The following is a 26,585-nucleotide window of genomic DNA, read 5'->3' as shown; positions in this document are numbered from 1 at the left end:
CACCCTTCTAATCTCTTTACAAGCAAGCATCTGATCTTAGTATAAAGAGCTGCGCCCTCTTGATGGTGGATTTATTCGACCTAGATGTGCACTTTCTGAACCTACTGCATCTGCAGCAGCCTCATAATCACCGTAATCGCCTCTGCTCGCGTAACCTCACCCATCGGGCCAAAACGGTCCGCCGTGTATCCGTTCATCAATCCTGCTTCTTGCACGATACTCACCGCGTTCCGTGCCCACGCCGGAATATCAGCGATGTCAGCGAAAGCCGCTTGACCGCCGGCTTTGGCGGATGCGCCGAGTACGTTGGCCAAAATAACAGCGAGCTGTGCTCTCGATAAGGTAGCGCCTGGGCGGAAGCTGCCATCCTCGTAGCCTTGCACGAGATTGAATTGTGTAGCTAGCGCAATAGCTTGCTTCGCCCAATCACCGATGACGCTAATGTCCGCGTAATCCTGCAATGTCGCCGATCCCGCATTCGGGTACAGCGCATTCGTCAGCATAACGACGAATTCAGCCCGTGACACGGATTGATTGGGTCTAAATGTGCCGTCTTCATAGCCATGCACGATGCCCGCTTTTAGCGCAGCTTGAACATCCCTCTCGGCCCAGTGCCCTTCAATATCACTAGGATTGGATGGTATCGCTGTGTCTGGTTTTTCAGATGCTATTTTGTCATCAGGAGGGAGGTCGGTTGGAGAAATCACGCCGCTAGGCAATGTTAACCCACTCGGATCTGTGTTGTTATTGTTGGTATCAGTACTGACCACCCTAGTTGCAGCCTTAGGAAGATTAACAATGACATAGGCCTTTCCTGGAATCGAGACCATCGGGAAGAACAACGTTTCCACCCCTTGCTCTGTTACCCGGAATGGATTGTACTTCTCCACGCCAATTACAGTAGCATCACTAAGCTCGGTGACACTAATCACCTTCAATCCATATCCGGACCCATCTGCCAACTTGGTTTGGATGCGTTGTCCAATCAATGCGTTGGAATTTGAAATCTTGCCTTTTACGGTAATCGTATTTCCTCTTACATCAGGATCAAGGCCTGTGTTGATCGATGCAGTAGTAGCTCCCGTAATCTCCAATTGTTGCGTATCATAACCGATTAGAGTTTGATTTTGGACCACTACCTTTCCTGTCCCATAAACGTAACTGAACAGGAGATTTCCCGTCACGGCGTCGATTCTTGCCAGCGCAATATTGCCGGCAAAGGTAATGCCATCCAAGCTGCGTTCATTCGTGTCGCCGCTTGTGTAGATGATATCCTTATATTTCTCGCTTCTTACGACCGCAATATGGGTCATCGGATCTGAGTCTTCGGCTTTAAACCACTCTACATTGCTTACTTCGCCAGTCTGGTCTTGTCTATAGATCTCATGTACAGCCCCAAATTGTGTAATTTGATTGCTATCAGCAACCATGTGCCTTCTCGTAAGATGCGGCGTCACATAGATGGACTCGTCAGCTTTTGTTTCAATTCTTCTAGCTGTTGGGATACTTGATAAAAACACTTGTGAGCCATCTACGGCATTCATAAATGTATGAATTGAAGCTCCTGTCTGTTGTCCTGTCCATGTGAAGGAGAAGCTGTTATCGCCGTTACCCGCTTTCGGATTCATCAGTAAATTTCTATCCGTTGCTAAGCCCGCCGTGCTATTAATGCTCGTCAGATACTCCTGTAAGTTGGCCTTTCCTGTGTCGGCGAGCTGAATGCCATGGACCCCAACATCCATATTTTCTAACTCTGCGCCCCGTTGGTATATTTCATGCGCTTGACCACCTTGCATTCGGGTCAAATCAAACGTGTAGTTGCGATTTCCATCGAGATTAACCATCATAAGCAATCTGCGATTCATGATCGCGCCTTTGCCTTCCGGTCCTGGATCGGAACCTTCCACGAGTTGAACTTTCTTACCATTCGCATCTCCAGAATCGTAAGCTAATAGCGCAGGCTTGGCCCAGGCATCTGTTGATGTCGTATTCGCTCCGTCTTGCCTCCATACCCATGGCATATTCCTCCATAACGGTCGCATCGAGGGGTACCGCAACGTAGCGCCACTTCCATCACCATAGGTGGTCCGATTCAAGTACCCTGTATAGGGCAGCATTTCGACTCCTGCCCCCCAAAGGTCAAGAGATAAAAAATTTGCATGCGTATGGCCACCTGAAAAACCTAAATCTGTAGGTTGATATAACAGCCCTGCATGGGTAGCTTCATTCGCATCCCCTTGAAACAGGCCATAATAACCCAAACCTGGTAATTCGATATTCTTTAGCCCTTTATTCGTAGTAGGCAAAGGCTGTGGATCTCCCGTTTTTCCATACGTATCATTAACAGGAATCGCTTTGCCATCTGGATATATCATCTTATCCGTGCTATACCCAAGCGACATCTGAAGTAATGGCCACCTTGAGCTTAGATCCGTATTGTTTAAATGAAGCCCAAATCTGGTATCTACATAATCCGCTGGATCCCTCCAGTTTTTGAGCACATCCACCGTCGTTTTGACATTGCCAGCAGCCTGATCACCATAACTCGTAGTTTCTTCATACCACATACCATCAAATAAATAATTGTCGCCGTTCATTAACCGATCATACATATCAATAATTTCACGAATCATGTTCGGATCGTTTAACAGCATACCCGTTACTACGGATGAGCGACCGCCATAAGGAGTGATATTATTCAACCTCATGCTGTTTACGAGCCTGATGTTCTCGTAAGCGCCAGGTTTAAGCCACAGCTCTTCAATGGTTTGTTTCACTTCAGATTGCGTAACATGAGGGTCAAGCTGTCCCCAAATATCAGAGTCAATTAAGGAGCCGTAGGCATATACCGCATCCTGTGGGAATTGATAATTTCCTCCCCAGAAATCTGTATAGTTGGTGTTCACAACAATTCGCGGATAATCCAACGCTTGATAATAAAGGATAAGCCCCGCCTTCCTTGCGTATTTGGGGTCATTCGTCAACTTATACAGCTGAGCGAACAGCCGTGCATACTTTTCGAACTTGGTATGAAGATCAGGAATAACTAGTTTGGCTGATTCTGCTTGAACGGCCTGAATAAACTCGCCATCCGCCATATCCGTATAGGCTTGAAGTTCAGCCGTCATTATTTGTTCGAAGCTGTAAGTAAGCTCTGGTCTGTAAGATGAAGTTAACACCGCAGCTAAATCGTCAGAGCTAATGGCGCGAGAGCTCCAACTAGAAGCGGGTTCTTGAACAGTAACTTGAAAAGACTTACTAATCCCGCTAGCTAATTCGGTCGCAGTAATTGTTGCTGATCCTGTAGTCAGCGCCAACAGTCCGTTACCTGATAGTTTGGCCACACTAGGGTTCGAAGAGGTCCATGTTACTTTATTAACAAATCCCTTGTCTGGGACTGTCACATACGTTAACATAGCTCCTTTCCCTCTATCCACCGTCATATCAGGAATGATAAGGTCCTGCAGCGGTGGAGCAACTTCACCAACTTTCATATAAGCCATGGAAGTCCGACTCGCCGTCTTGCTGGCATTTGTATTTTGAATTATTTTGTTCTGAAGTACGCCCACATAATTGCCCAAATCCAGTTGGTTGACTTTCAACACGCCGTTAATCCATACACTGTAACGATGGTTGGGTGAATCCATATCCATCACGATGTCGTACCATTGATCGGCTGCATACGCGCCCAGTACATTTCCTTTATAATCCTTGATGTTCCCGGATTGATCAAAAACGAGCAACGTAGGCCATGCAGGAGTGCCTGATGGTGGATTCATGCTTTTCATCTCAAAAAGCGACCTACTCGAATTTGTATTATTGAATTTAACTCGTGTTTGAATACCGAAGCGATCGGTTAGATTCATTGCGGATTTAAATGAGTTTACACCACTGTTTACGGCTTCCATGAATAATACAGTGTTGTTATCATCATCACTAGTGAGCCCCGCACTGTTAGAACCTGCTGTAGTCGTAATGCTCCCTACAAATTTAGAATCGACCGTTACAACATTGTTATTAACTTGAAGACTAGTGGTGCTATAATCGGCGTTCACATATGTAGCATTGATTTGGATCGGTGCTAGCATGGCTTTAACCGTAATACCAATTGAAGCCGTTATAGACGGATTCATGATCGATGAGACCGTTATTTGCGCTGTTCCAGCATTTATACCCGTGATTAGACCTGCATGATCGACCTTTACGATCCCCTCATCGCTAGATACCCAGGCATAATTCAAATCCGTCGTACTTGACGGTGTTTTGATTAATGTTAATGGCTTCGTTTGGTTGACAAAAAAATCTCCATCTAACGGTTGAATAGCTAGCCCAGTGAGTGGCGATGGGTCACTAATTGTACCTGCTTTGACGTAGGCGATCGAAGTCCGGCTTGGCGCATTGGATGCGTTTTTATTTTGAGCAATCTTATTCTGGAGTACGCCGACATAGTTACCCAAGTCAACATGATCAGCGACTAATACGCCATTAATCCAAGCACTATACCGATGATTAGGCGAGTCCATATCAATGACGATATCGATCCATTGGTCCGCCGCATAGGTCGAAATGATATTGTTTTTCGAATCTTTGACCCTACCAAGCTCATCGAAGGTCAACAGTGTTGGCCATGCGGCTGTTCCCGTCGGCGGCGTCATGCTCTTCACTTCAAAGAAACTTCGGCTAGAGGTGGTATTGTTAAACTTCACTCTGCTTTGGATGCCGAATCGGTCTGTTTTATTAATAGCACTCCTAAAGGAATTAATCGCTCCCGAATTCGCTTCCATATAGAACACATTTGAACCGTCGCTATCCGCGACTCTTCCTGCCGAGTTACTTCCTGCACTCGTTGTAACCGTTCCCAATAGTTTAGAATCCAATGTATACACGCTATTCGTAACAGACGGATTCGTTACATTAAAATCTATATGTGTAAAATCACCAGAAACCGTAATAGGCTGCCTCTGGGTAGTATCTGCATGTACTGCAACTGGTAAAGTTGTGCTAATTAGCACGATCGTAAGAACGAAATATAGCAATTGTTTTACAATTTTCAATTAAATCCCCCCACGACTAAGACGAATACTTGCAAGTAACCTGTGCGCACCAATCAAACAAATGTAGAAATGCCATCCCCCTTCTATCCGCCCCGATTCCACCTCCTTGTGCATTTTAAGGTTAGTATAAACAATCGCTGGCATACATACGGGTAAATTCTTTACCTTCTATGTGCAATATAAATACTTTCTAAGCTAAATACTCATCCTACTTGGGTTTAGCTCTAATTAATGATACAATTTGCAAAAATGAGTCAAGGAGTTTGGTATGGCATACGATGTAATTGTGGTCGGCGGAGGTTCTGCTGGCTTAATGGCCAGCATAGCTGCCAGCAGGGACGGCGCAAGGGTGCTGCTCGTCGATAAGGGAGATAAGCTCGGTCGCAAGCTCGGCATTTCGGGTGGCGGCAGATGTAACGTGACGAACAACAAAGACATGGATGAATTAATTAAGCATATCCCCGGCAACGGGCGCTTCCTTTATAGTGCATTCACCCATTTCGGGAATAAGGATATCATTGCTTTCTTTGAAAATCTCGGCATCCCTCTCAAAGAAGAGGACAATGGTCGGATGTTTCCCATCAGCGACAAGGCCAAAACCGTCGTCGACGCGTTGATCGGCCAAGTGCGGCGCCAGGGTGTGGAGATCCGGACCAACAGTCCGGTCAAAAAGGTCTTGTATGCAGACGGCGCCGTAAGCGGCGTTCAGCTGCAGGGCGGAGAGACGATTAGCAGCCGCGCTGTGATCGTCGCCTCCGGCGGATGCTCCGTGCCGCATACCGGCTCCACCGGAGACGGGTATGCCTGGGCTGAGGCGGGCGGGCACACGATCACGCCGCTGTTTCCGACCGAGGTTCCGCTAACCTCGAAGGAGCCCTTCATCCGCAGCCGCGAGCTGCAAGGATTGTCCTTGCGCGACGTGACGCTCAGCGTGCTGAACGCGAAGGGGAAGCCGATTATCGCGCATCGCGGCGATATGCTCTTCACCCACTTCGGCCTGTCTGGGCCGATCGCGCTGCGCTGCAGCCAGTTCGTCGTGAAAGAACTGAACAAATCCGAGCGCAAGGAAGTGCTCGTCACGGTCGATTTGTTCCCTGAGCACAGCGCCGACGAGCTGTACAGCGAGAGCATGGCGCTCGCGAAGAGCGACGCGAAGAAAGCGATCAAAAACGTGCTCAAGCCCCTGCTTTCCGAGCGACTCATCCCACTGCTGCTCGCCAAGTCGGAGCTGGATGAGCAACTAACGTATGACAACATTCCGAAACAGAAGTGGCTGGAGTTGTGCAAGCTCATGAAAGCCTTCCCTGTTGTCGTCAAGGGGACGCTTTCTTTGGAAGAAGCGTTCGTAACCGGCGGCGGCATTCAGCTCAAAGAAGTGGACCCGAGCACGATGCAATCGAAGCTGGTTCAAGGACTCTACTTCTGCGGAGAAATCCTCGATATCCATGGATACACGGGTGGGTATAATATCACGGCAGCATTCTCCACAGGCTATATGGCGGGAACGCATGCGGCGATGCGGTACTAGGTGGCTCCTGGTACCGCAGAAACCCCACTTCCCGGTACTCTTGAACCGTTCATTAACTGGAAAAACTACAGCTATTTCATTCAAGAAACGCCAGTTATCTAGAATAACTGGATTTCCTCCAGCTAATTATGCCCATCATCGTCGAAATGGACGAGATGACGCAGAATTAGCTGGAGTTTTTCCATTTAAATGGAAATATCGAGCGAATTCAGCTAGTTTAACTGTAGATTTTCCATCTAATGCTGCTGGGAAGCCTGGGGAAGCTACAACGTGTAACTAGAATGTGCAAAAATGTCGAGGTCCCCGGTGATTCATTCTCCACCCGCGCGGGTATTACTTGGTATAGAGATCACCCATACCATTCAAGGGAGCTGAACACAATGGAGCCTACAAAAAGCGTAGACATTGAGCAGAAGCGAATTGAGCAAAAATACGACAAGGGACTTGTCGCATCAACCTTTATCAAATATGCAGCGTACATCATTATCATTTTCGGACTGCTGTATTTCTTGGTTACTTATGTATTTCCGCGGCTGTAGGACATACACCCAAACAAACCAAAAAGACGAACACACACCCAAGGTGCTGTTCGTCTTTCTTCATGTTTATGGATTAAGCAGTTGCCAATTCCAATTCTTCTTCCTCGTCACGATCGAACGCAGCGCGGTCGAATTCGCCTTCGGATTCTGCTACAAGCAATGCTGTAACAGTTGTTCCAGTTGCATTTACTGCTGTACGACCCATGTCGATCAATGCTTCTACGCCTAGAACTAGACCCATACCTTCAAGCGGCAAGCCAAGTGCAGTCAATACAACCGTTGTTGAAATGGATGCAGGACCTGGTACACCAGCTACCCCGATGGAGGAGATAACTGCTACTAAGATTAACAATAGATACTCAGAAATACCTAGTGGAAGATTGTATACTTTGGCTACGAAAATCGCTACAACCGCCGGCCAAACCCCGCCGCATCCGTTGAAGTTCATCGTCGCCCCAAGCGGTGCCACGAAGCTTGCGATACGCGGTGATACGCGAAGGCGTTTCGTGATAACTTCCAAGTTCACAGGAAGTGTTGCATAGCTGCTACGTGTTGTAAAAGCAACAGCGATCGTTGGGTAAGCCTTTTTGAAGAATTTAATTGGGTTCACTTTCGCAATCAGCAACACAAGGCCGCCGAATACCAAGACGAAGTGGATGATCAATGCCACGTAGGAAGTCAGAATGATTTTAGCTAATGGCTCTAACGTTTCCCAACCATATTTAGCTGCCATCGCCGCGATCAAAGCGTACACCCCGTAAGGTGTCAAACGAATTACGTACTTAACAACTTGATGCATAACAGCCGCAGCTGAGGAAATGAACGCCTTCACAGATGCTACAGCCTCTGGTTTCTTGGAACCTACGGATACGATCGCTACAGCAACGAAAATCGCGAAGATGAGAACCGGTACAACTTTACCACTCGCCATGTCGCTAATTGGATTGGATGGTACGAGATCCAAGATAACTTGGGAGAACGTCGGAATTTCTTTGGCTTTAAAATCCTTCGGAACTGCTTGTGCGATCCCATTACCTGGATCAATCGCTAATGCTACAAGTAGACCGATTAATGCTGCGATTCCTGTTGTAAGTAGGAACCAACCAATCGTTTTGAAACCCAATTTACGAAGTTGAGCCATGTTGGACAACGACGAAATACTATTAATAACAAGAATAAATACCAGCGGCATAACTAGCATCTTGATCAGGTTGACGTAAATCGTTCCGATCGTGCTAACACTCTTGAATTGCAGACCTGCCTGATTGAAAATAACCCCTGCGATGATACCAAGTCCCAAACCGATGAATACGCGGTTCCCGAAACTGACTCTCTTTTTGCCTAGATAATAAATAAATCCGATCACTACTAAAGAAACGACTAAACTGACCCAGTTTGTTTGAAATGCACTAACTAAGTTGTTTTGCATGATGGACATCTCCTAATCCCTATAAGATAACTCGGTTTAATTGTGATAAATATATGACAACTCACATTAGCTGTCAATGGTACCAATTTCCAATTATCACGAAAAACCGAACATTCCCTCTATTTATACGAGGGTCGATTCGGTTTTAGATCTTCATCCATGAAATTTCGCGTACATCCGTCCAGCTTATCCTTTCAACCCCGTCGTACTGATTCCCTCAACCATATACTTCTGAAAGAAGCCAAATACGAGCAGTATGGGGACAAGCGACAGAACGGACATGGCGAATAAGGCTCCCCAATCGGTTTGCATCGTGGGGTCTGAGAAGTTTTTCAAGGCTAACGCCACTGTAGCAAGCTTCGGTGAATTGAGGTATAGCAAGGGGCTGAAGAAATCGTCCCATGTCCAGTAGAATTTAAAGATCGACACCGTGATGATTGGAGATACCAGCAGCGGAAGAAGAATTCGTATCAGAATTCCGAATACGCCGCACCCATCGATTTTACCCGACTCATCTAACTCCTTCGGGATGCCACGCATGAATTGAATAAGCAGGAAGATGAAGAAAGCCCCGCCGAAGAAAGATGGAATGATTAATGGTTTGAACGTATTGATCCACCCTAGCTTCTGAAACAGGATGTATTGCGGAATCGTCAGCACCTCATGCGGCAGCATCATCGTCGTCATCATGCAAGCGAACCAAATGGCAGCTCCGCGAAACCGAATTCGCGCAAATCCATAAGCGGTCAAGAGGGATGAAAGGACGGCTCCGATGACGGAGAAGAACGTGATGATGATGGAGTTTTTGAAGAAAACAACGAATGAGATTCCTGCGAATCCTTTGAACCCGTTCGTGTAATTCGCGAACTTGAATGGGGATGGAATCAATTGATGCGCATGAATGAAGATTTCGCTAGTATCTTTCAGCGAGCTGGACACCATCCATAGCAGCGGGTACATCATGCCCAGAGCAAAGATGGATGTGAAGGCATATCTGAGAACTATGTACAAGTGTCGACGTCGTTTAATCAGCATACGGCTTACTCCCCTCTCGTTTCATAGTGCACCCAATTGCGAGATGTGGCGAACAGCGCAGCGGTGAAGCAAGCGATCACGGTGAGCAGCACCCAGGACATAGCGGACCCGTAGCCCATCTCGTAATAACGGAATGATTTCTCATACACGTATAAGGCATAGAATAACGTTTTATCAAAAGGCCCTCCGCCCGTAACGAGCATCCCCTCTGTAAATACTTTGAAGCCGTTAATGATCCCCATCACGAGATTAAAAAAGATAACAGGCGTTAATAAGGGCAGGGTAATCCAGCGGAATCGCTGCCACGTTCCTGCTCCATCCACGGTTACTGCCTCATACAGCTCCTTCGGCACCTGTTTCAGTCCCGCAAGAAAGATGAGCATAGCTGAGCCGAACTGCCACACTGCAAGCACAACAAGCGAGAAGATCGCGGTCGACGGATGCGTAATCCAAGAGGTCTGAAACGCATGGCCGGTTACCGCTGTCAGCAGGGAATTCACCGCGCCTTGAGCGCCGAACAGTTGACGCCACATCACCGCGACAGCGACACTTCCGCCAATCAGCGTTGGCAAATAAAAGGCCGAGCGGAACAAGGCAGGAAATTTTAAGTTCGTATTTAACAGCAGCGCCACTGCGAGCGCGAACAACAGCCGTAGCGGAACAGCAATAAACACGAACAGGAGTGTCGCTGTCACCGACTTCCAATACCTCGGATCCTCCGTGAACATTTCCTTGAAATTACGTAGCCCCACCCATTCAGGCGGTGATAAAATATCATATTGGGTGAATGCGAGCGCAAGCGAAACGATCATCGGTGCGACGGAAAACAGGATGAATCCAATCAGCCATGGCGAAATGAACGCGTAACCCGCAGCATTGTTATAATCCCGCAGCTTCCTTCTTCGCGCAGGTTGCCCCATATTACTTTCCCCCTTCTTCTGTACAAAGCGAAAACGCAGGGAGTACGTTAGCTCCCCCCGCGCTTCTCTTCACTGTTACTTCCCTTTTGCAAGAATCGCATTCGCTTCTTTACGGAATCGCTTTGCGCCATCTTCTGGCGTTATTTTCTCAAACAGGATTTCGTCACTTATGTTTTTGTACACTTTATTCACTTCCGCACCAGCCGCAGGCTCCGGAGCATCAATAGCTGAAGCCGTTTTCTCAACATTCGTTAGGTAGGTAACGACGCGCTTCTGTGTTTCCGTGAACGTATCTTGGATACCTTGAATGACCTTAGGATTATACGGCATACCGAAGTAGGCATTCAGTGATTTGGCTGCATCAATGTTATTCGTATAGAAATCAATGAAGAGCGCCGCCTCTTTCGGATGCTTGGAAGATTTGGAAATGGAATGGAAGAAGGACGGTTTAATATACATGCCTTTGCCATCGCCCGGATACGGTGCTAACCCTACATTCTTCTTCAATTGTTTCTCCATGATATCCACGTGGTTGCTCCAATACCCGAAGCCTCCGAAAGCAGTTTGCCCCTTCGTGAAAGGGCCATCCTCCAAGCTCTTCACCTCAAGCTCTGTGCCTAGCGGCGTAACGAGCCCATCCTTTTGCCAACGAAGCTGCTGCTTGAAGAAATCAATGAAGAGCTGATCGTCCTCATAACCAAGCGCATCTTGCCCCTTGCTGAAAAGCGTCTTGTTATGCTGGCGAAGCCAGACACTGAAGTGCGATTGGGTCAGGTGCGTGTCCCCGAAAATGCCGAGCTTGTCTTTGAACGTACGCAAATCCTTCTCATATTGCTCCCACGTGTAGTTATCCCCAGGTGGTTTGACGCCAGCTTTCTCAAGCAGCTCCGGGTTATAGAACATAACCAGTGCATTATTACCGATGTTGATGCCATATTGCTTATCGTTGAAACGACCACCCGCGTTATGAATCGGGTTGACGCCATCAAGATTAATCGTTTTGTCCTTCAGGTAGTCATCGAGGGGTAAAAGCAAATTTTTGTTAACGAAATTCGTAATTTTCGAATAGTCCATCCGGATTACGTCTGGCAGATTATTTGAAGCTGCGAGCACGCTCATTTTGTCCCAATACGCATCGCCAGCATAATATTCGGCCTCGACTTTAATATTCGGATACGCCTTCTGGAACAATTGTACGACAGCATTATTCCGGTCTACCGTCAGCTGCGAGCCTGCCCAATAGGTCATGCGCAAGGTAACTGGATCTTTAGAGACCGGTGCCTGCGTAGCCCCAGCTGTTGCCGCAGTTGTGGCAGCCGCTGTCGCAGCAGGAGCACTTGAGCTGCTTGAGTTGCCATTGGCGCAACCCGCTAAGGCCACTACAGCAGTCAAAGCAAATGTTAAACCTGTTATTTTTCGTTTCATCGTCGGAATCCCCATCCTTTTAGAAAATTATTTACAGTCGTTCAATGCCTGTTGCGCTAGCCCACTTAACACAGAATCGTCCATTGGCGGATTATGCAGCCCTGCCCGTACATCGCGATACATGCGCTCCAATGGCAGCGCACGGGATAAACTCGCAGCTCCTACGATACGCATCGCGGTATCCACAATGGAGATCGCCTGGTTGGTGGCCACATATTTGGCCAATCCAAGCTCTGGCTTGAGGGAAGCTCGCTGTTCTGGCTCTCGGTCCCAGCGGTCTGCAACAGCATACAGCAGGGTCCGTGCCGTCATCAGCGAAACTTCCATTTCACCGATTTGACGCCTGATATTCGGCAGATCTGCAATCGGCCCGGGCAAGCTGTTCGGCCGATGGTTCAGCGCGAAACGGATGGCAAAATCCCTGGCGGCATACGCAATCCCGATATAACAAGCAGGGATATGCAGCAGCCATCCCCCAGCATCGGGCAATTTCTCCTTGCGTGGTGAACCCGAACGGCTCACTAACTTCTCGTCTGGCACGAATACGTTCTCCAGCACGACGTCATGACTCCCTGTCGCACGCATGCCTAGGGTATTCCATGTTTCTTCCACACGAACCCCTGGCCCGGTATGCACGAAAAACTCGCCGGTTTCCTCTGTCCCCTCTATCGCCGCCGAAACCGTAAAGCACGTGAGAATAGGGCTTAGTGTGCTATACGTCTTACGCCCGCTCAGCAGCCACCCCTTATCCGTGGCAACTGCCTTCGTCTCCGGTCTTCCACCACGGCTTGGGCTCCCTGTTGCCCGCTCCGACGCCAAGTGATTAATCAGCGTCCCATTGGCAGCCGATTCTCTACAAAACCATGCAAACAACGCCTCAGGCCAAGCATGCGTAGTGCGAAGTTGCAACAATTGCCCGACATGCCAACCAACAGCTAGGGCTGTGGATCCATCGCCGCGTGCAAGTCGTTCTTGCGCAAGCACAAGCTCGTAAAGGCTTGCCTCTTCTCCGCCATAAATCCGGGGCAGTGTCAGCCGTAAATAGCCTGCATCCTGTAGATCCTCGAAATTGGCAAAAGGGAAACTGCCCTCGGCGTCATGCTGAGCTGACCGTTCTGCGAAGCGCTCGGCCAATCGATCCGATCGGGCCGCAATCTCTTCTTCGCGTTGGTTCCGAATAAATCCGTCCTTCGTCATCTCCTTCCCCCTCTCTTTTGCATTAAAACACATATGAATACTAGGAATTAAAATGAGTATATACCTGATCTCGGCAAACCCATATAGAAAAATCCGATACTTTTTTTGTGAAAATCCGAGAGAAATCAAAGCACACTAACGTGTACTAGTGATCCCTCTCTGTTAGGCTCTTTCTATATTCAAGCGGTGAATAGCCTGTATATTTCTTGAATACGTTGCCGAAATACTGTTGATCGCCACCAAAGCCGGAGCGTGCAGCGATTTCATACATTTTGCTTTCCGTCTCCGTGGCAATCAATTTCTTCGAGGTCTCAATCCGCTGGCGCGTCAAATATTGCGAGAATTTCTCGCCTGTCTCCTTGCGGAACAAGCGCCCCAAATACTCCGCGTTCATGAAAATATGTTGTTGCGACAGCCATTGCAGCGACAAATCCTCACTGGCTAAGTGGTAGGCAATCAGCCTCTTCATCCGCAGCACTATGGCTGTTCCCTTATTTCGCTGCGTCTCGCCGAAGCGTTCTCCCCATTGCTCCATTTCGGATGCAACGTAAGTTTCAATATCACCCAGTGTAGGCAAGCTCAGCAGTTTGGCTATCTTGCCTTGCAGCTCCTCCACAGGGACTTCCTTGAACAATGTGGTCAACAGTTGCAAGCATAAACTGAGTGACGTGTGGCGTTCGTTGCGGGCTGCAGCAAGCGACTGGAAGAAAACCGCCAATTCGTAGCGCGCCCCCTCCATGTCCCCCATACGCAGTGCGGCTGCGATTAATTCCCCGCTGGCCGCTTCGGGCACAGCGTTCCTTGCCCGCTGCGGCTCAACAAGCTCACGCGTGGCAATGCCGCCCGCACCAAGATAGAAGGCCAAGGCCGCATAGGTCTGCACGTCGTGGTACAGCTGAGATAGCTCATCCAGCGGTCCCGCATCACTGACCGCCATTGTGAGCTGCAAGCCTGGGCAGCGGCTCTGAAGCTCATCGCGCAGTCGAGATCCCGCTGCTACGGCTTCCGCAAGCCCCGCATCTGCCACGGCCGCAAGCAGCCGATTCCCGGCTACAGCGCTTAGCCCGAGCGGTCGGCCAGGCCCGCTCTGCGCTGCGGCGATTTCACGAACGCGCAGCTCCTGGCAAGCGGTGATCTTCTCCCACTGCACGAAGATGAGGCGAAGCCTCGTCTGGCGTTGCAGCTGTAGTGTTAGCCGCAGACGCTCAGCAGCGTCCTCGGCTAGGGGCTCCTCCAGCAGTAACGCGAGCAGCGGCTCACGTTCTGACGCTCTTGACTCGTCCGCCTTGTGAGCGGCCACGATCAGTTGGTCACGGCGGCGTGTTTCGTCCAATTCACGGACGAGTTCGCCCAGCGCTCTACCAATCTCTTGCTCATCGCACGGCTTGAGCAGATAATGTTTCACGCCCATGCTCATCGCCCCTACAGCAAGATCGAATTCATCATAACCTGACAGCACAGCGAATCGCGCCTCGGGCTGTTGCTCTTTCGTCCGACGGATGAGTTCCAGGCCGTCCAGACGTGGCATTTTAATATCCGTCAGAATAATATCCGGTCTCAATGCCTCGATTTGTTCCCACGCTTGAAGCCCATCTGCCGCTGTCCCAATCAACTCAAGTCCAAGCTGCTCCCAGTCAACCGTTCTGGCAATGGCCTCCCGAATAATTCGTTCATCATCCACTAATAAAATTTTGTAAGTACTCATCGTTTCACCCCTTGCTTCTCTTCTCTCTTGGTATACTCGGCAAAATGGGCAACACCACGCGAATGACAGCTCCCTGTATATGTCCCCGTTCCATTTCAATCCCGTAGGGGTCACCAAACCATAATTGAATACGCTCATGAATATTAGATAGACCTATCCCCGTAGAATCACCTTTATTCAGTTGCGCGTGAATGCCTGGTCCTTTGTCCTGTACAGTTAACACGAGCCGATCTTCTTGGATCCCCACGGTTAACCGAATCTCACAACGTCCTGTCTCAGCGTCAACGCCATATTTCAAGCAATTTTCCACAATGGGCTGCACAATCATCCATGGCACATAGAGATCGAGGGCATTCTCTTCTATGTCCGTGCCGTAAACCAACCGCTCTTCAAAACGGATTTGCTGAATCGTAATGTAGTTATGTAAATGAGCCAATTCCTCGCGTAACGCAACAAATTCCTTCTGCCTAATCGCGTTGCGCAGCATATCGCCGAGCGCCTTAACCATCCGCGCCATATCCGTGTGGCCGTAGCCTTTGGCCATCCAATGAATAGAGTCTAGCGTATTATATAAAAAATGCGGATTTACCTTGGATTTCAGTGCCTCGTACTCCGCTTCCTTGAGTTGAATTTGTTTCACATAGTTTTCTTTAATGAGTGCATCAAGACGCTCCGTCATTTTATCGAAATTACGATTTAAAACACTAAATTCATCCCTCTTTACTAGGTTAAAAGGTTCGCTTAATACAAAATTTCCTTTCTCAACCGAACTGATACGTTGTGTTAACGCTTCGAGCGGACGGGTCATACTAAGGGAGAAGCGCATACCCAGCCATAACAACACAATCGCTAGAAAGACGTACAATCCCAGCAGCCAGTTCTTCATCATTTTGACATGACTGAATACCGCATCATATGGAATAAAATGAACAAACGTCCAGCCTGTATACGTGAATGTAAATTGCGCGGATAAGTAGTTTTTGCCGTCAATTTCGACAATGCTAGAGCCGTTCTTTCGGTCAGTCGGTACGGGCAAATCCCGATTGCTTGCATACAGCACTTGATCACCAGTAGCCACCATTAACATGGAATCATAGTTACCATGCCGCTCGCTTGAAGCATACATCACCTTCGAAGCTTGGATACCGATCATCAACGAGCCCAGACGTTCCAGATTCAAATCCGCAATCTCCCGGATATCTCTAACTGTATAGAACGTTTCTTCCCCCTCTTCACCTCCGACCCAGATGCTCGCCCCATTCCCTCCATTCGCAAGTTGTCGATATCGTTCTTTATTCCTATCATTGATGCTCGAGGCGTTGAATCCGGCACTAAGCAAATTCCCGTTGGCATCTAGAATCGTAATGGAAGAAACGGAGAAATCGGTCTGATGATAGGTAAGCAGCTTGCGTTTCAGCTTATTCGCGGCATCGAAGGCTTCATAGGCTGAAGGAGACATTTTCATTTTCTTTAAATCCCCTTGCACATCCGGATCCGACAAAATTGAAATGGAGAGCTTATCGACCTCTCTCAGTTTTTCTTCCATCCTTTCTGAAAATAAATAAAACTTGTCGCTCGCTTCGCGATAAATAATTTGCTCATACAATTGATGTGACTGTTGAACAAAGAGCCATGCCAACCCGCTGGAGGCCAATACGCCACCTAAAATAAATATAAAAAGTTTATGTTTGATTTTCCAATTTATCATCAAATCCCACTACTCCTCACCTATGCAGATTATACCACCTATTCATATCGGTGTCTGTGGGATTAATCGGAGTAACGCCAACCCGATAAACCGGCTAGGCTGGTATTTAAATTGTGAAGAAGTATCGGCCAACCTATTAGGATTATCACGTTTTGAGGCAGCCAGCCTCCTCCTTCCACCCCCACTCCCGCGAATAGACAGGTTTGCCGAACCATCAGCAACTTTCCATAGAATGAGAAATGCAAAAAGGCAACTTTTCTCTAGTAAATACTCGATTTCAACTAAAATAGATGCAAAAAGGCATCCATTTCTGCATTTTTAGCGCTGTTTGGACATTTCCATCCCCAAAAGATGCCTTTTTGCATGTATTTACCTCTTTTGGAATGAAATCTACTGAGAAGGATGCTCTTTTGCATTTTTGCCACCTGCGTACCCGCGCAAATGTAAAAAAGGGTAAGCATCGCTTACCCCAACACACAAAACATATAAACCTAACGTGCCAGAAAAGACTAACGATCACATCTGGTGTCGTTCGTCTTGCCTTATTACATCGTATGTTGGTCATGGATGATAGCAACTAAGTACCATTGTGATCCTGTGTATTCATAAACTAGTCGCAAACTGGTCCAATCCATCCCTTGATACTGCGGATCGAAGCCAGGGAAATGATATTCAACGGTGATATAGTTAGCCGCAGGATAGATGCTGAACACATTGTTGATCATGTTGCCTTTGCCAATTATGGTGTTATAGCTAATCTGTGGGGCGGCGGCAAAGTTGGCGTTATATACAAATTTAGCCCAGTAATTTGGAAAAGTAAGGTCAATCGGGTCACCTGAGCCATCGAACGTTCCCCAATTCGTAAGACTCGAGCTAGCCCATAGCGTGGCAAGATTGCTGCTTTGCACTTGAATGTCTGTCGCTGTTTGAATATTGGAATAGGGCGAGAATTGCACACCTTTCTTCGGATGTACTAGCGTAGCAAGCTTCTCGATATTCTTCTCTTTCAGTACGGCTATCACTTCTTGGGATCGAGCTTCGATGACTTTCTTCGCATCATCCGCAGTAGTGAAGCTAGGCGGCTTCGAGCTTGGCGAAGGCTTCGGCGACGGTGTCGCCGAGGGTTGTGGGGTTGCCGTTGCGGGCACAGGCGACCCTGCCAACGTTGGTGTTGGAGTGGGCGACGAAGTAACGCTCGCGGTTGGTTGTATGGTAGGGCTCGGGGTCGGGCTGGTGCTGGTGCCCCCCTGATTGGCTGATTTCGCGCTGCAACCTGCCAGCGCTCCGGCCAAACTGACCACAACTACAGCAATGGCAACCTTTCTCCTACATCCCATGATAACCACTCCTTCTTCGATATGCTTCCATATTACTCCAAACGTAAGTGAGGAGTGAAAAGTTACTTTATTTTCAACATCTTTAGAAATTCTTCTCCTATCGCCTACTTCACTTGTCGCAAGAGATCCACTGTTTGATATTTACTTCTACATTAACAATAACAATGCTAAGCAATCGGCACTAGTCCATAAGAGAAACTTCATTTATTCGCCGGGAGATGCAGAGTAGTTAGCGTAAGATGGATTGTGTGGGGCTGATGCTGAGTGGTTGAGACAAGCTAGTTTGGGGCGCGATAGGGAACGTTTGGCGTAAGATGGATTGTGGGGTGCGAGGAGGAACGTTTGAGACAAATTAGTTTTTTGGGGCTGATGCTGAGTGGTTGAGACAAGCTAGTTTGGGGCGCGATAGGGAACGTTTGGCGTAAGATGGATTGTGGGTGCGCGGAGGAATGTTTGGGACAAATTAGTTTTTTGGGGCTGACGCTGAGTGGTTCGGGCAAGTTTCGAGGTGATTAGCAAGGAATAACTGGAAAATCTACAGCTATTTCATGAGATATCCCTTCCATATTAGGTTTAGATGGAAAACATACAGTTAATTCTTCTATATTTGAGCATGCTGGCGCAAATCGCTGAATTTAACTGGAGAAAATCCATCTATTCTGGTTTTTGGAGGAAAACAACTGGAATTAACTGTATAAAAAACATAAACATCTATTCCACACACGAACCCCAAAAAGCCCGAGGATCCAGCCCTCGAGCCCATATTATTAGCCGGGCTAGCCGCGCCGCGCTCTATCCAGCCGCAGCCTCTGCCCTCCCCTCAACCGCCGGTTAAATACGGATACCGGCGCTAAAGTGATTATAGTCATCCGCCGAAGGATCGAAAGCCGCCTCATCATCGCTCGGCACCGCATCGTGATCCGTGACCTCTGCTGATGCGGCGTAGCTGTCGGACCAATCCTCATTCACCGTGTGGGCCGGTATGCGGATGGAGCCCTCCAAGTCATACGCCATAGCGAAGGTGGCTTGCTCGGACTGCACCTCCGGCCGATCCACGAGTCGCCCGCCGTGGGACTGCGCGATTTCGATCGCCGACGTAATCTCCTGCTCATCAAGATGAATGTGCAGGGTTGCGCGCTCCCCTTCCAGCAGCTCCGGCTTGTAGCCAAGCTCCTCTAGGGTGTCTAATGCCAGCAGCGCATCTCTCGTTTGGCCAAATTCAAAAAAGATAGGAACAAAGTCCTTCATCTAACAGCATCCTCTCTTACATACACAAGAATGTATTTGTTTCACATCATAAATCGGCTGAGTAGCCGTTTATTTTGCTCAAATGGAAAGTCTGCCCTTAGGTTTGACCAATTGTTCCAATCCTATTCGGAACCCTATTTCGTCGCCGTCCTCACGAGTGCATCTTGCACGAGCTGGAGCAGCTCTGCATGATAAGCAGGCACTGCTGCGACCAAATAGACGGCTCCGTCCCCAACGGCCTCCTCAACGACTGCCGTGCCACCGAGCAAAGCAACCGGATTACCCGCGAAATCCGTTATTTTCACACCAGCCTCCTGGGCAAGCAGCAAGCCCGCATAGAGATCTTCCCCTTCGGAATTGTACAAAACAACCCCGTGCAGATCGCCTCTGGCCAGCATCGCCCATACAAGGGACGGGGCCCATAGACGCATTACTCTTTTGACCGAATACTCCAAATGATGTCGAATCGCTAAAGCCCGCTGATCGTCTTTCGTCACAGCATGCCCTTGAATCCATGAAACACTGGACTTCGCCAACGCACCGCTAGGACTCGCTAGCAGCCTCCTGTCGCCTTGCCAAGCACCTTCGTCTTGAACCGCCACGTAAGTGTGTTCCATTGCGGAATCATGCACGACTCCCAGTACTATCTGGCCTTGGTAGCTCAATGAAATAGAAACACCGTACAAGGGAAGGCCTAATGCATAATTATTCGTTCCATCCAAGGGATCGACATGCCACACCCAATCGCTCGCAGCCCCACCTTCGCCCGCTTCTTCACTATAGATGCGATGGGTCGGAAACACGCTCAAGATGCCATCCACGATGAGACGATCCGCCTGTACATCCACCTCTGTCACGAGATCGCCGCGCTCATCTTTGTGCGCAAGAAGGAATTGACCACCAAATCGTTTCTTGGCCAATTCCCCTGCTTTCACAGCCGCGCCTACAGCCACTTCTCTTGCTAATGTCCATTCGTTCCGATTCATTCCGTGCTTCCCCCTCGCTTGTTCACTTCTGTCCACTTCATATTACCATATCCTGCCTAGAAAAGTTGGGCGTAAGCCTACGCTTGCATTGACAAGCCACCTCTTCATAAGTGATAATATAGCAAAATCAGAAGGCGACAAGAGCTGTCGAAAGGGGCATTTGCGAGTATGGTAAAGCATCATCAACACAAGATTTTAGATTGTACGATTCGAGACGGCGGTTTAGTGAACGATTGGGATTTCAGCGTGGAGTTTGTCCAAGATATGTATCGCGGCTTGAGCGCTGCCGGCGTAGAATATATGGAAATTGGTTACAAGAATTCAGAAAAGCTACTTAAAGGCGGATCATCCGGCCCTTGGAGATTTCTAAACGAATCCTTCTTGCGTGATGTTATCACCAAAAAAACAGATACAAAACTATCCGCTCTTGTTGATATCGGACGTGTGGATGAGAAAGACATTTTGCCTCGTGAAGACAGCTTACTTGACCTGATCCGCGTAGCTTGTTATATCAAGGATGTTGATAAAGGTCTTGAGCTTGTTCAGAAATTCCATGACATGGGTTACGAAACATCCCTGAACATCATGGCGCTTTCCCACGTAATGGAGAACGAATTAACAGAAGCTTTTGAAGAAATCAACAAAAGCGCAGTTGATGTGGTTTACGTCGTAGACTCTTACGGCAGCATGGGCAGCAAGGATATTGACTACCTTGTATCCAAATTCCAGCGCTTGCTTCCTGAGAAGGAGCTAGGCTTGCACATGCACAACAACATGCAGCTTGCTTTCGCAAACACGATCACAGGCGCATCCAAAGGTGTAACGTTCTTGGATTCATCCGTGTACGGTATGGGTCGCGCTGCTGGTAACTGTACAACTGAATTGTTGCTCAGCCACCTTAAGGGAGCACGCTACGATGTACGTCCAGTGCTTGAAATCATCGAGAAGCATATGATCACAATGCGTGAGAAATGGGATTGGGGCTACCTCATTCCATACATGATCGTCGGAGCACTAGACGAGCACCCTCGCACAGCAATGGCATTGCTTGACTCGGCTGAGAGAAATAATTTCACTGATTTCTACGATCGTTTGACTTCCGTAGAAACATTCCCATCCGCAAGCAAGAAATAATAGCATAACCTCAAAAACCCCTATTCGTTCAGTTCAGGAAAGAATAACTCCTGACTGCTCGACTAGGGTTTTTTTGCGCCTCATGCCAACCTTTATTTGATAATTTTTGCCGAAACCACATAATTCTCTGCGTAAGCCCGATCGATTAAAAAAATGAAGTCCTCCCCATCTTTACGACTGAGACTCCTTCTCGGAACCACTTCAATATAATCATTATCAATTAGTATCGTGCATTTCTCATCGGTATAGATTAACCCATCTTCTAAGCGTTTTATAGCTTCCGTTATGACTTCCCGTGATTTTAAATCTCCAAGAATCTCCATATAAACTTTAGCTGTAGCATCACGATCTTGGAGTAAAATAGCTACCTTGTGTTTAACTTTGATGCGCACCTTCTTTTTGGGAGATATGCTCATAGGTTCTACTCCTTCATTCCGTCTATGGATTTATTTTATGTCGGTATCGGGTCATGTGGACTAGGCTAATGGACGATTTCACCACGCTATTCAGTGGGATGTCAGGTATTTAAAGGCAAGGAAGGATATTTTACCCCTAATCTGAAAATAGTAAGATCATTCGCTCGTCGGTGGTATCACGCGCCAGAGCGTCCTTTCGAGGCGCGAATCTTTACAAATAAGTGCCGCTGCCTGTATGCAACGGCTTTGGGAGTGAATACGAGCCGTTATGAGCCGCATTTTGCTAATTGAAGATGAAGAACGAATTGCCCGTGTGTTGCAGCTTGAGCTTGAGCATGAGGGCTATGAGGTACTTATTTGTGGGGATGGGCGATCTGGACTTCAAGCTGCCTTAAGCGAAGAAGGATGGGATCTCATCCTTCTTGACGTTATGCTCCCGGAGCTCAACGGACTTGAGGTGCTCAGACGCCTCAGGCAGGTCAATGCTTCTCTCCCCGTGATTCTGCTGACGGCACGCGATGCGATCCCCGATCGTGTCAGTGGGCTGGATCAGGGAGCCAACGACTACGTCACGAAGCCTTTTGCCACCGTGGAACTGCTAGCTCGCATACGTAGTCTGCTTCGGCAAAAGAGTCTGCAAGAGCAAACGCCCGAACTTGATCATTTGCTGAGAATCGATGATCTGACGATGGATTTGAAGAGCCGCGCGGTTTCTCGTGAGGGCACTGCCATTGAACTGACGCCAACGGAGTTTGATTTGCTGCGTTTCCTGATTCAGCATCAGAATGAGGTCATGACGCGGGAACAAATTATCACCGATGTGTGGGGCTATGATTTTATCGGAGATACCAATGTAGTCGATGTGTACATTCGTTATTTACGTCAGAAAGTGGACAAGCCCTTCACCACCAAGCTGATTCAGACGATTCGTGGGATTGGCTATTTGATTAAGTGTGAAAAGACAGAAGTAGAAGGCAGTTCCCCTCCCCCCGATGGGAAGGAGTCCGTATGAGTCTAAGACTAAAAATTACGCTGTGGGTATCGATCGGATTGATGATAGTCCTATTCTTCAGCTTTACCTTCGTCTATTACATGTTTATCCGGGTGACAACGAAGGGGGAAATTGACCTTTTGAAGGATAAAGCTAGCGCCTTGTTGCTGAAGGATCTCCCTAACCATCCTGAGTATTGGAAAGATAACATGCAGATGGATGAACTCCTCATCCCCCAAGAGATGCTGCGCTATATTACACCTGACTCCAAGGTTGCCCATCAGATCTATTCCGATACGAATCTTGCCAGCTACCCAGCAAGCTACTCGACTAAGGCGTCTGAGGCTTTAGTCACCGATGCGGACGGCATACTATTATTCGTTCGGACACCCGTGTTCAAAGATGGGAAACAAGTAGCACTCTTAGAAATAGGACGCAGTCTGCGAAGGCTCGGCATGTATTCGGAAATGTTAATCTCCATTCTTGTTCTGACTTCCATTGGTGCGCTCATTTTGGTTCTGATTGGGGGGTATTTTTATACGAACGTGCTGTTTCGACCACTCAAACAATTCATCGCTACGATGCAAAATATTGAGGAAAGCGGGTCATTCCGTCATATCACGCTGCCTGCCAATCAAGCCAATGATGAACTGATGATGCTTGGCACCACTTTCAATCGCATGATCGACAGGCTGCAAGACATGTTTCGTAAACAGGAGCAATTCCTTGCCGATGCGTCTCACGAACTTAGAACCCCGCTCACCATTATTGAAAGCTACGCAAGTCTCTTGCGAAGATGGGCTTCCAGCAATGATCAATTGCGAGAAGAGGCACTTGAGGCCATCGTCGCTGAATCTGCCCAGCTTAAGCTTCTCACGCAAAATCTACTATCGCTCACGAATACCAACCGTACCAATTGTGAGCAGAATACAACTTTCGACCTGATCCCGCTGGTAGAGCAAACCGCCGCGTCTCTCCGCGTTACTTCTTCCCGTGAGATTCGGGTACAGTCCGAGCATAATATGAAGGAACTGCCGATGACTGGTGATCCCTATCAGATCAGGCAATTGCTTATCATTTTAATAGACAACGCTTTAAAATATAGTCAGAAGATCGTCGATATTCGGGTCTGTTTGCAAGAAAAACAGGTGATCATTAAAGTTATGGATCAAGGTATCGGCATCGCGGAGGAGGATCTCCCCCACGTCTTTGACCGCTTCTATCGGTCTGATAAAGCTAGGAATCGTAAACAAGGTGGAGCCGGACTCGGGCTTGCAATTGCCCAGCATATCGTGCAAAAGCATCAAGGACATATCGAACTCCAAAGTAGTCTAGGACTAGGCTCCACGGCCGTTGTAACGCTTCCACAATCCTGTCAATAAGAACATTATAAGGGGATTCTCATCATTCTCTCAGAATTGGGATTTCCCCTAGATATAGCGCTATTTAAAAGGTTGCATGGTAATTATTAGGGCAATTTTCATCTGCTATACTGAGTCTCAAGTGGACAACCACATCGCAAGGTTGCTCAAATTAAGAGTCAACTGACCAAGATTCTATACTTGCAAATATTCAATTGAATCTACCATGTCTTCCATGCAAGATAGATTGGCGATAACTCAGCGAAAACTCTAAGGAGGCATACCCCATGAAAAACCCACAAAAAACTTGGTACAAAAAACTAGTCGTTACGGCATTGTCCGTTTCTATAGGATTATCAGTACTTGCAGCGGGTGCACCAGGGAAAGCAGAAGCCGCTACATCTTCTGAAGTAACCAATTCTACAGCGCTTACAGCGTCTGCAACCTCAACTTCGAGAGGCAGCCAAGTCATCTCTATTGGTAAAAGATATTTAGGAACACCATACAAATTCGGAGCAACTGCCGGTCAAACGCGTAACTTTGACTGCTCTTCCTTCACACAATATGTATTTAAAAAAGTAGGCGTTAACCTGCCGCGTACCTCTCAGCAACAAGCACGTGTAGGTAAATATGTATCCCGCAGCAACTTGCGTGTCGGCGATTTGGTGTTCTTCTCGATCCCAGGTAAACCGGGCGTCATTCACCATGTAGCCATCTATATGGGTAATAACAAACTTCTTCAAACTTACGGCGCCGGCGGCGTACGTATCACCGATATTCACAGTGGCACGTGGTCTTCCCGTTATATGACAGCACGTCGCGTGCTGTAGTAGGTTAACTGCAACCACATAATAATTGATTTGAGCCGAATAGATGGAAAACCTCCATCTATTTCGGCTCTTTTTGCGTGAAAAATCCTATTAGCTGGATTTTCTCCAGTTAATATTGGACTATTCGCCTGATTGAGGCGTAAATGCTGAATTTAGCTACATAAAATCCATTTATTTTCATTATTGGCGGTAGCGTCAAGAAGTTTGTGTAAAGGCCTTGTAGGGTTTATTCATCGGGACGATGAATAGGTTTTTTAGTTTAATGGATTCAGGGGGATCCCCCTGAAATTTTTGGATTTAATTTCCTTTACTCTGAGGCATGCTCAAGGCGCTCATTCCCAGCTAGATTTGGTAAAGATGGATACCTGGTTTCAAAGAGCAACGCTAAGGCTTCTCTTGTTTCGGGGTCATTAAACCCTTGAATAACTCGGTTACCCCATCTTTCATTGTGAGCTACTGTATCTAAATAGATAATTTTTTCAGCAGCTTCAATATTAGTTAAACTGTTCATAGGACGTAACCTTTTTCTAAATTCTTTGTTGGTGCGCTCGATCGGATTGGATGTGTAGATGGCCTTTTTTATCATGGCAGGATATTTGTAAAACGTCAGCAAAGTAGGCAGATTGGTCTCCCATGACTCCATCTCTTTGGGATACTGCTTTCCCCATTTCGCTTTCACCGTATCAAAACATGCCCTAGCGATTTCCTCATCCGGAGCATTGTAAATTGTTTTTAAATCATTTAGAAATTCCATCTTGTCTTTTACTCGAATCTTTGGAAACGTATTACGAACCTTGTGAACAACGCAGTGCTGCACATCGGCCTTTGGGTATGCTTGTTTAAAGGCATCTTCAAGGCCATTCAGCCCGTCAAATACACCTAAGAGCACTTCTGTTACCCCGCGTCGTTTGAGGTCTCCCAACACTTCACGCCAGCCATTAGAACTTTCTTTGCCGCCAATATAGAAGCCGAGGATGTTCCTGTAACCTTGTTCGTTAATGCCCATGACCAAATAAACGACTTCACTATCAACCGTGTCACGTTTCAAATTAAAGTAGAAGCCGTCTAAATAAATCACGGAATACCGTTTCTCTAGAGGGCGTTCTTGCCAACGTTGTACGTCTTCGAGTACGGTGCTAGTAATGTTACTAATCGTAGTCGGCGAGTACTGCGTGCCAAACATGCCTTCGATAAAGCGAGCCACATCACGTGTGCTCATGCCGCCTTTATACATATGGATGACGGCCTCTTCGAGCCAACCATCGCGACGCTGATACGGCTCAAAGAGCTGAGTTTGGAAGTTCCCTTTGCGGTCTCTTGGAACCTTCAAATCATCGATTTTCCCATACCGTGTATCGAGCGTGCGCTCGTAATAACCATTGCGGCTATTACGTATTTCTGGCTGTTCTTCCACTTGTAGAAATTGATTCATTTCTTCTTTCATGATGAGCTCAAGCTTTTCTTGAATCATCGTTTTCACAAGATTTTCTAGTAGATCGTTTAAATTAGTTTGGGGTATAGTAGTCATTGAGTAGGGCTCCTTCTTGGTGGTGTGGTAATCCCGAGAATACCCTACTTTTTTGTCGTTTGCCTATACACCAAATAATGGTACACAAACTATTTCACTTCATCTTATTGGCGTATTTCCCGCGGAAATAACTACAGGAAATCCATCTATTTTCATTCACGGCATATTTTTCGGTGAGATAGCGGCAGAAATCCATCTTTAAGACGAGGGAGGT

General features: G+C 47.6%; 19 protein-coding genes. 6 read left to right on the top strand and 13 right to left on the bottom strand.

Annotated features, from left to right (window positions below; all coding sequences use genetic code 11):
• Positions 1–101: 101 nt before the first annotated feature.
• Complete coding sequence (locus tag AC58PV_RS16360) at positions 102–5,054, bottom strand: S-layer homology domain-containing protein (RefSeq protein WP_497433280.1); 4,953 nt, start codon at positions 5,052–5,054, stop codon at positions 102–104.
• Between the two features lie 268 nt (positions 5,055–5,322).
• Between AC58PV_RS16360 and AC58PV_RS16355 the strand changes: the two genes are divergently transcribed.
• Together AC58PV_RS16355 and AC58PV_RS16350 are read left to right on the top strand one after the other, a co-directional pair.
• Positions 5,323–6,582 carry a BaiN/RdsA family NAD(P)/FAD-dependent oxidoreductase gene (locus AC58PV_RS16355; protein WP_497433279.1) on the top strand — a complete coding sequence of 420 codons (1,260 nt, stop codon included), beginning with the start codon at positions 5,323–5,325 and terminating at the stop codon, positions 6,580–6,582.
• 380 nt (positions 6,583–6,962) lie between these two features.
• Complete coding sequence (locus tag AC58PV_RS16350; RefSeq protein WP_497433278.1) at positions 6,963–7,121, top strand: hypothetical protein; 159 nt, start codon at positions 6,963–6,965, stop codon at positions 7,119–7,121.
• A gap of 73 nt (positions 7,122–7,194) precedes the next feature.
• Here AC58PV_RS16350 and AC58PV_RS16345 read toward each other — a convergent pair whose 3' ends face one another.
• The 10 genes from AC58PV_RS16345 to AC58PV_RS16300 all read right to left on the bottom strand — a co-directional run bounded on the left by AC58PV_RS16345 (position 7,195) and on the right by AC58PV_RS16300 (position 20,111).
• Positions 7,195–8,550 carry a dicarboxylate/amino acid:cation symporter gene (locus AC58PV_RS16345; RefSeq protein WP_497433277.1) on the bottom strand — a complete coding sequence of 452 codons (1,356 nt, stop codon included), beginning with the start codon at positions 8,548–8,550 and terminating at the stop codon, positions 7,195–7,197.
• Positions 8,551–8,736: 186 nt separating this feature from the next.
• Positions 8,737–9,582 carry a carbohydrate ABC transporter permease gene (locus AC58PV_RS16340; protein WP_497433395.1) on the bottom strand — a complete coding sequence of 282 codons (846 nt, stop codon included), beginning with the start codon at positions 9,580–9,582 and terminating at the stop codon, positions 8,737–8,739.
• An 8-nt stretch (positions 9,583–9,590) separates the two neighbouring features.
• Complete coding sequence (locus tag AC58PV_RS16335) at positions 9,591–10,505, bottom strand: carbohydrate ABC transporter permease (protein ID WP_497433276.1); 915 nt, start codon at positions 10,503–10,505, stop codon at positions 9,591–9,593.
• A 75-nt stretch (positions 10,506–10,580) separates the two neighbouring features.
• The gene (locus tag AC58PV_RS16330) at positions 10,581–11,930 is read right to left on the bottom strand and encodes an ABC transporter substrate-binding protein (RefSeq protein ID WP_497433275.1); all 1,350 of its coding nucleotides are present in this window, start codon (positions 11,928–11,930) and stop codon (positions 10,581–10,583) included.
• Between the two features lie 27 nt (positions 11,931–11,957).
• The gene (locus AC58PV_RS16325) at positions 11,958–13,127 is read right to left on the bottom strand and encodes an acyl-CoA dehydrogenase family protein (RefSeq protein ID WP_497433274.1); all 1,170 of its coding nucleotides are present in this window, start codon (positions 13,125–13,127) and stop codon (positions 11,958–11,960) included.
• A 145-nt stretch (positions 13,128–13,272) separates the two neighbouring features.
• Positions 13,273–14,832, bottom strand: coding sequence for a response regulator transcription factor (locus AC58PV_RS16320; RefSeq protein ID WP_497433273.1), 1,560 nt, complete (start codon positions 14,830–14,832; stop codon positions 13,273–13,275).
• A gap of 4 nt (positions 14,833–14,836) precedes the next feature.
• Positions 14,837–16,540 carry a sensor histidine kinase gene (locus AC58PV_RS16315; protein ID WP_497433272.1) on the bottom strand — a complete coding sequence of 568 codons (1,704 nt, stop codon included), beginning with the start codon at positions 16,538–16,540 and terminating at the stop codon, positions 14,837–14,839.
• Between the two features lie 545 nt (positions 16,541–17,085).
• Positions 17,086–17,877, bottom strand: coding sequence for a hypothetical protein (locus AC58PV_RS16310; RefSeq protein WP_497433271.1), 792 nt, complete (start codon positions 17,875–17,877; stop codon positions 17,086–17,088).
• An 831-nt stretch (positions 17,878–18,708) separates the two neighbouring features.
• Positions 18,709–19,125, bottom strand: coding sequence for a BRCT domain-containing protein (locus AC58PV_RS16305; RefSeq protein ID WP_497433270.1), 417 nt, complete (start codon positions 19,123–19,125; stop codon positions 18,709–18,711).
• Positions 19,126–19,259: 134 nt separating this feature from the next.
• Positions 19,260–20,111, bottom strand: a complete 852-nt coding sequence (locus tag AC58PV_RS16300) for an inositol monophosphatase family protein (protein ID WP_497433269.1) — start codon at positions 20,109–20,111, stop codon at positions 19,260–19,262.
• A 168-nt stretch (positions 20,112–20,279) separates the two neighbouring features.
• Between AC58PV_RS16300 and AC58PV_RS16295 the strand changes: the two genes are divergently transcribed.
• Complete coding sequence (locus tag AC58PV_RS16295) at positions 20,280–21,245, top strand: aldolase catalytic domain-containing protein (protein WP_056610687.1); 966 nt, start codon at positions 20,280–20,282, stop codon at positions 21,243–21,245.
• A gap of 92 nt (positions 21,246–21,337) precedes the next feature.
• Here AC58PV_RS16295 and AC58PV_RS16290 read toward each other — a convergent pair whose 3' ends face one another.
• Entirely contained in the window at positions 21,338–21,661 is a 324-nt protein-coding gene (locus AC58PV_RS16290) for a hypothetical protein (RefSeq protein ID WP_497433268.1), read from the bottom strand.
• Positions 21,662–21,929: 268 nt separating this feature from the next.
• Here AC58PV_RS16290 and AC58PV_RS16285 point away from each other — a divergent pair, with 268 nt between their 5' ends.
• From AC58PV_RS16285 to AC58PV_RS16275, 3 genes are all read left to right on the top strand, one after another.
• Entirely contained in the window at positions 21,930–22,673 is a 744-nt protein-coding gene (locus AC58PV_RS16285; protein WP_497433267.1) for a response regulator transcription factor, read from the top strand.
• Positions 22,670–24,034 (top strand): sensor histidine kinase, encoded by a 1,365-nt coding sequence (locus AC58PV_RS16280; protein WP_497433266.1) that lies wholly within the window; start codon positions 22,670–22,672, stop codon positions 24,032–24,034. The genes AC58PV_RS16285 and AC58PV_RS16280 overlap by 4 nt, the downstream gene beginning before the upstream one ends.
• A 266-nt stretch (positions 24,035–24,300) precedes the next feature.
• The gene (locus tag AC58PV_RS16275) at positions 24,301–24,843 is read left to right on the top strand and encodes a C40 family peptidase (protein WP_497433265.1); all 543 of its coding nucleotides are present in this window, start codon (positions 24,301–24,303) and stop codon (positions 24,841–24,843) included.
• Between the two features lie 307 nt (positions 24,844–25,150).
• Here AC58PV_RS16275 and AC58PV_RS16270 read toward each other — a convergent pair whose 3' ends face one another.
• Entirely contained in the window at positions 25,151–26,371 is a 1,221-nt protein-coding gene (locus tag AC58PV_RS16270; RefSeq protein WP_497433264.1) for an IS256 family transposase, read from the bottom strand.
• Between the last annotated feature and the right edge of the window lie 214 nt (positions 26,372–26,585).

It is taken from the genome of Paenibacillus sp. J22FR83 (assembly GCF_059691955.1).
Note: the sequence above shows the minus strand (reverse complement) of the source record. Positions and strands in the feature narration are given on the sequence as shown.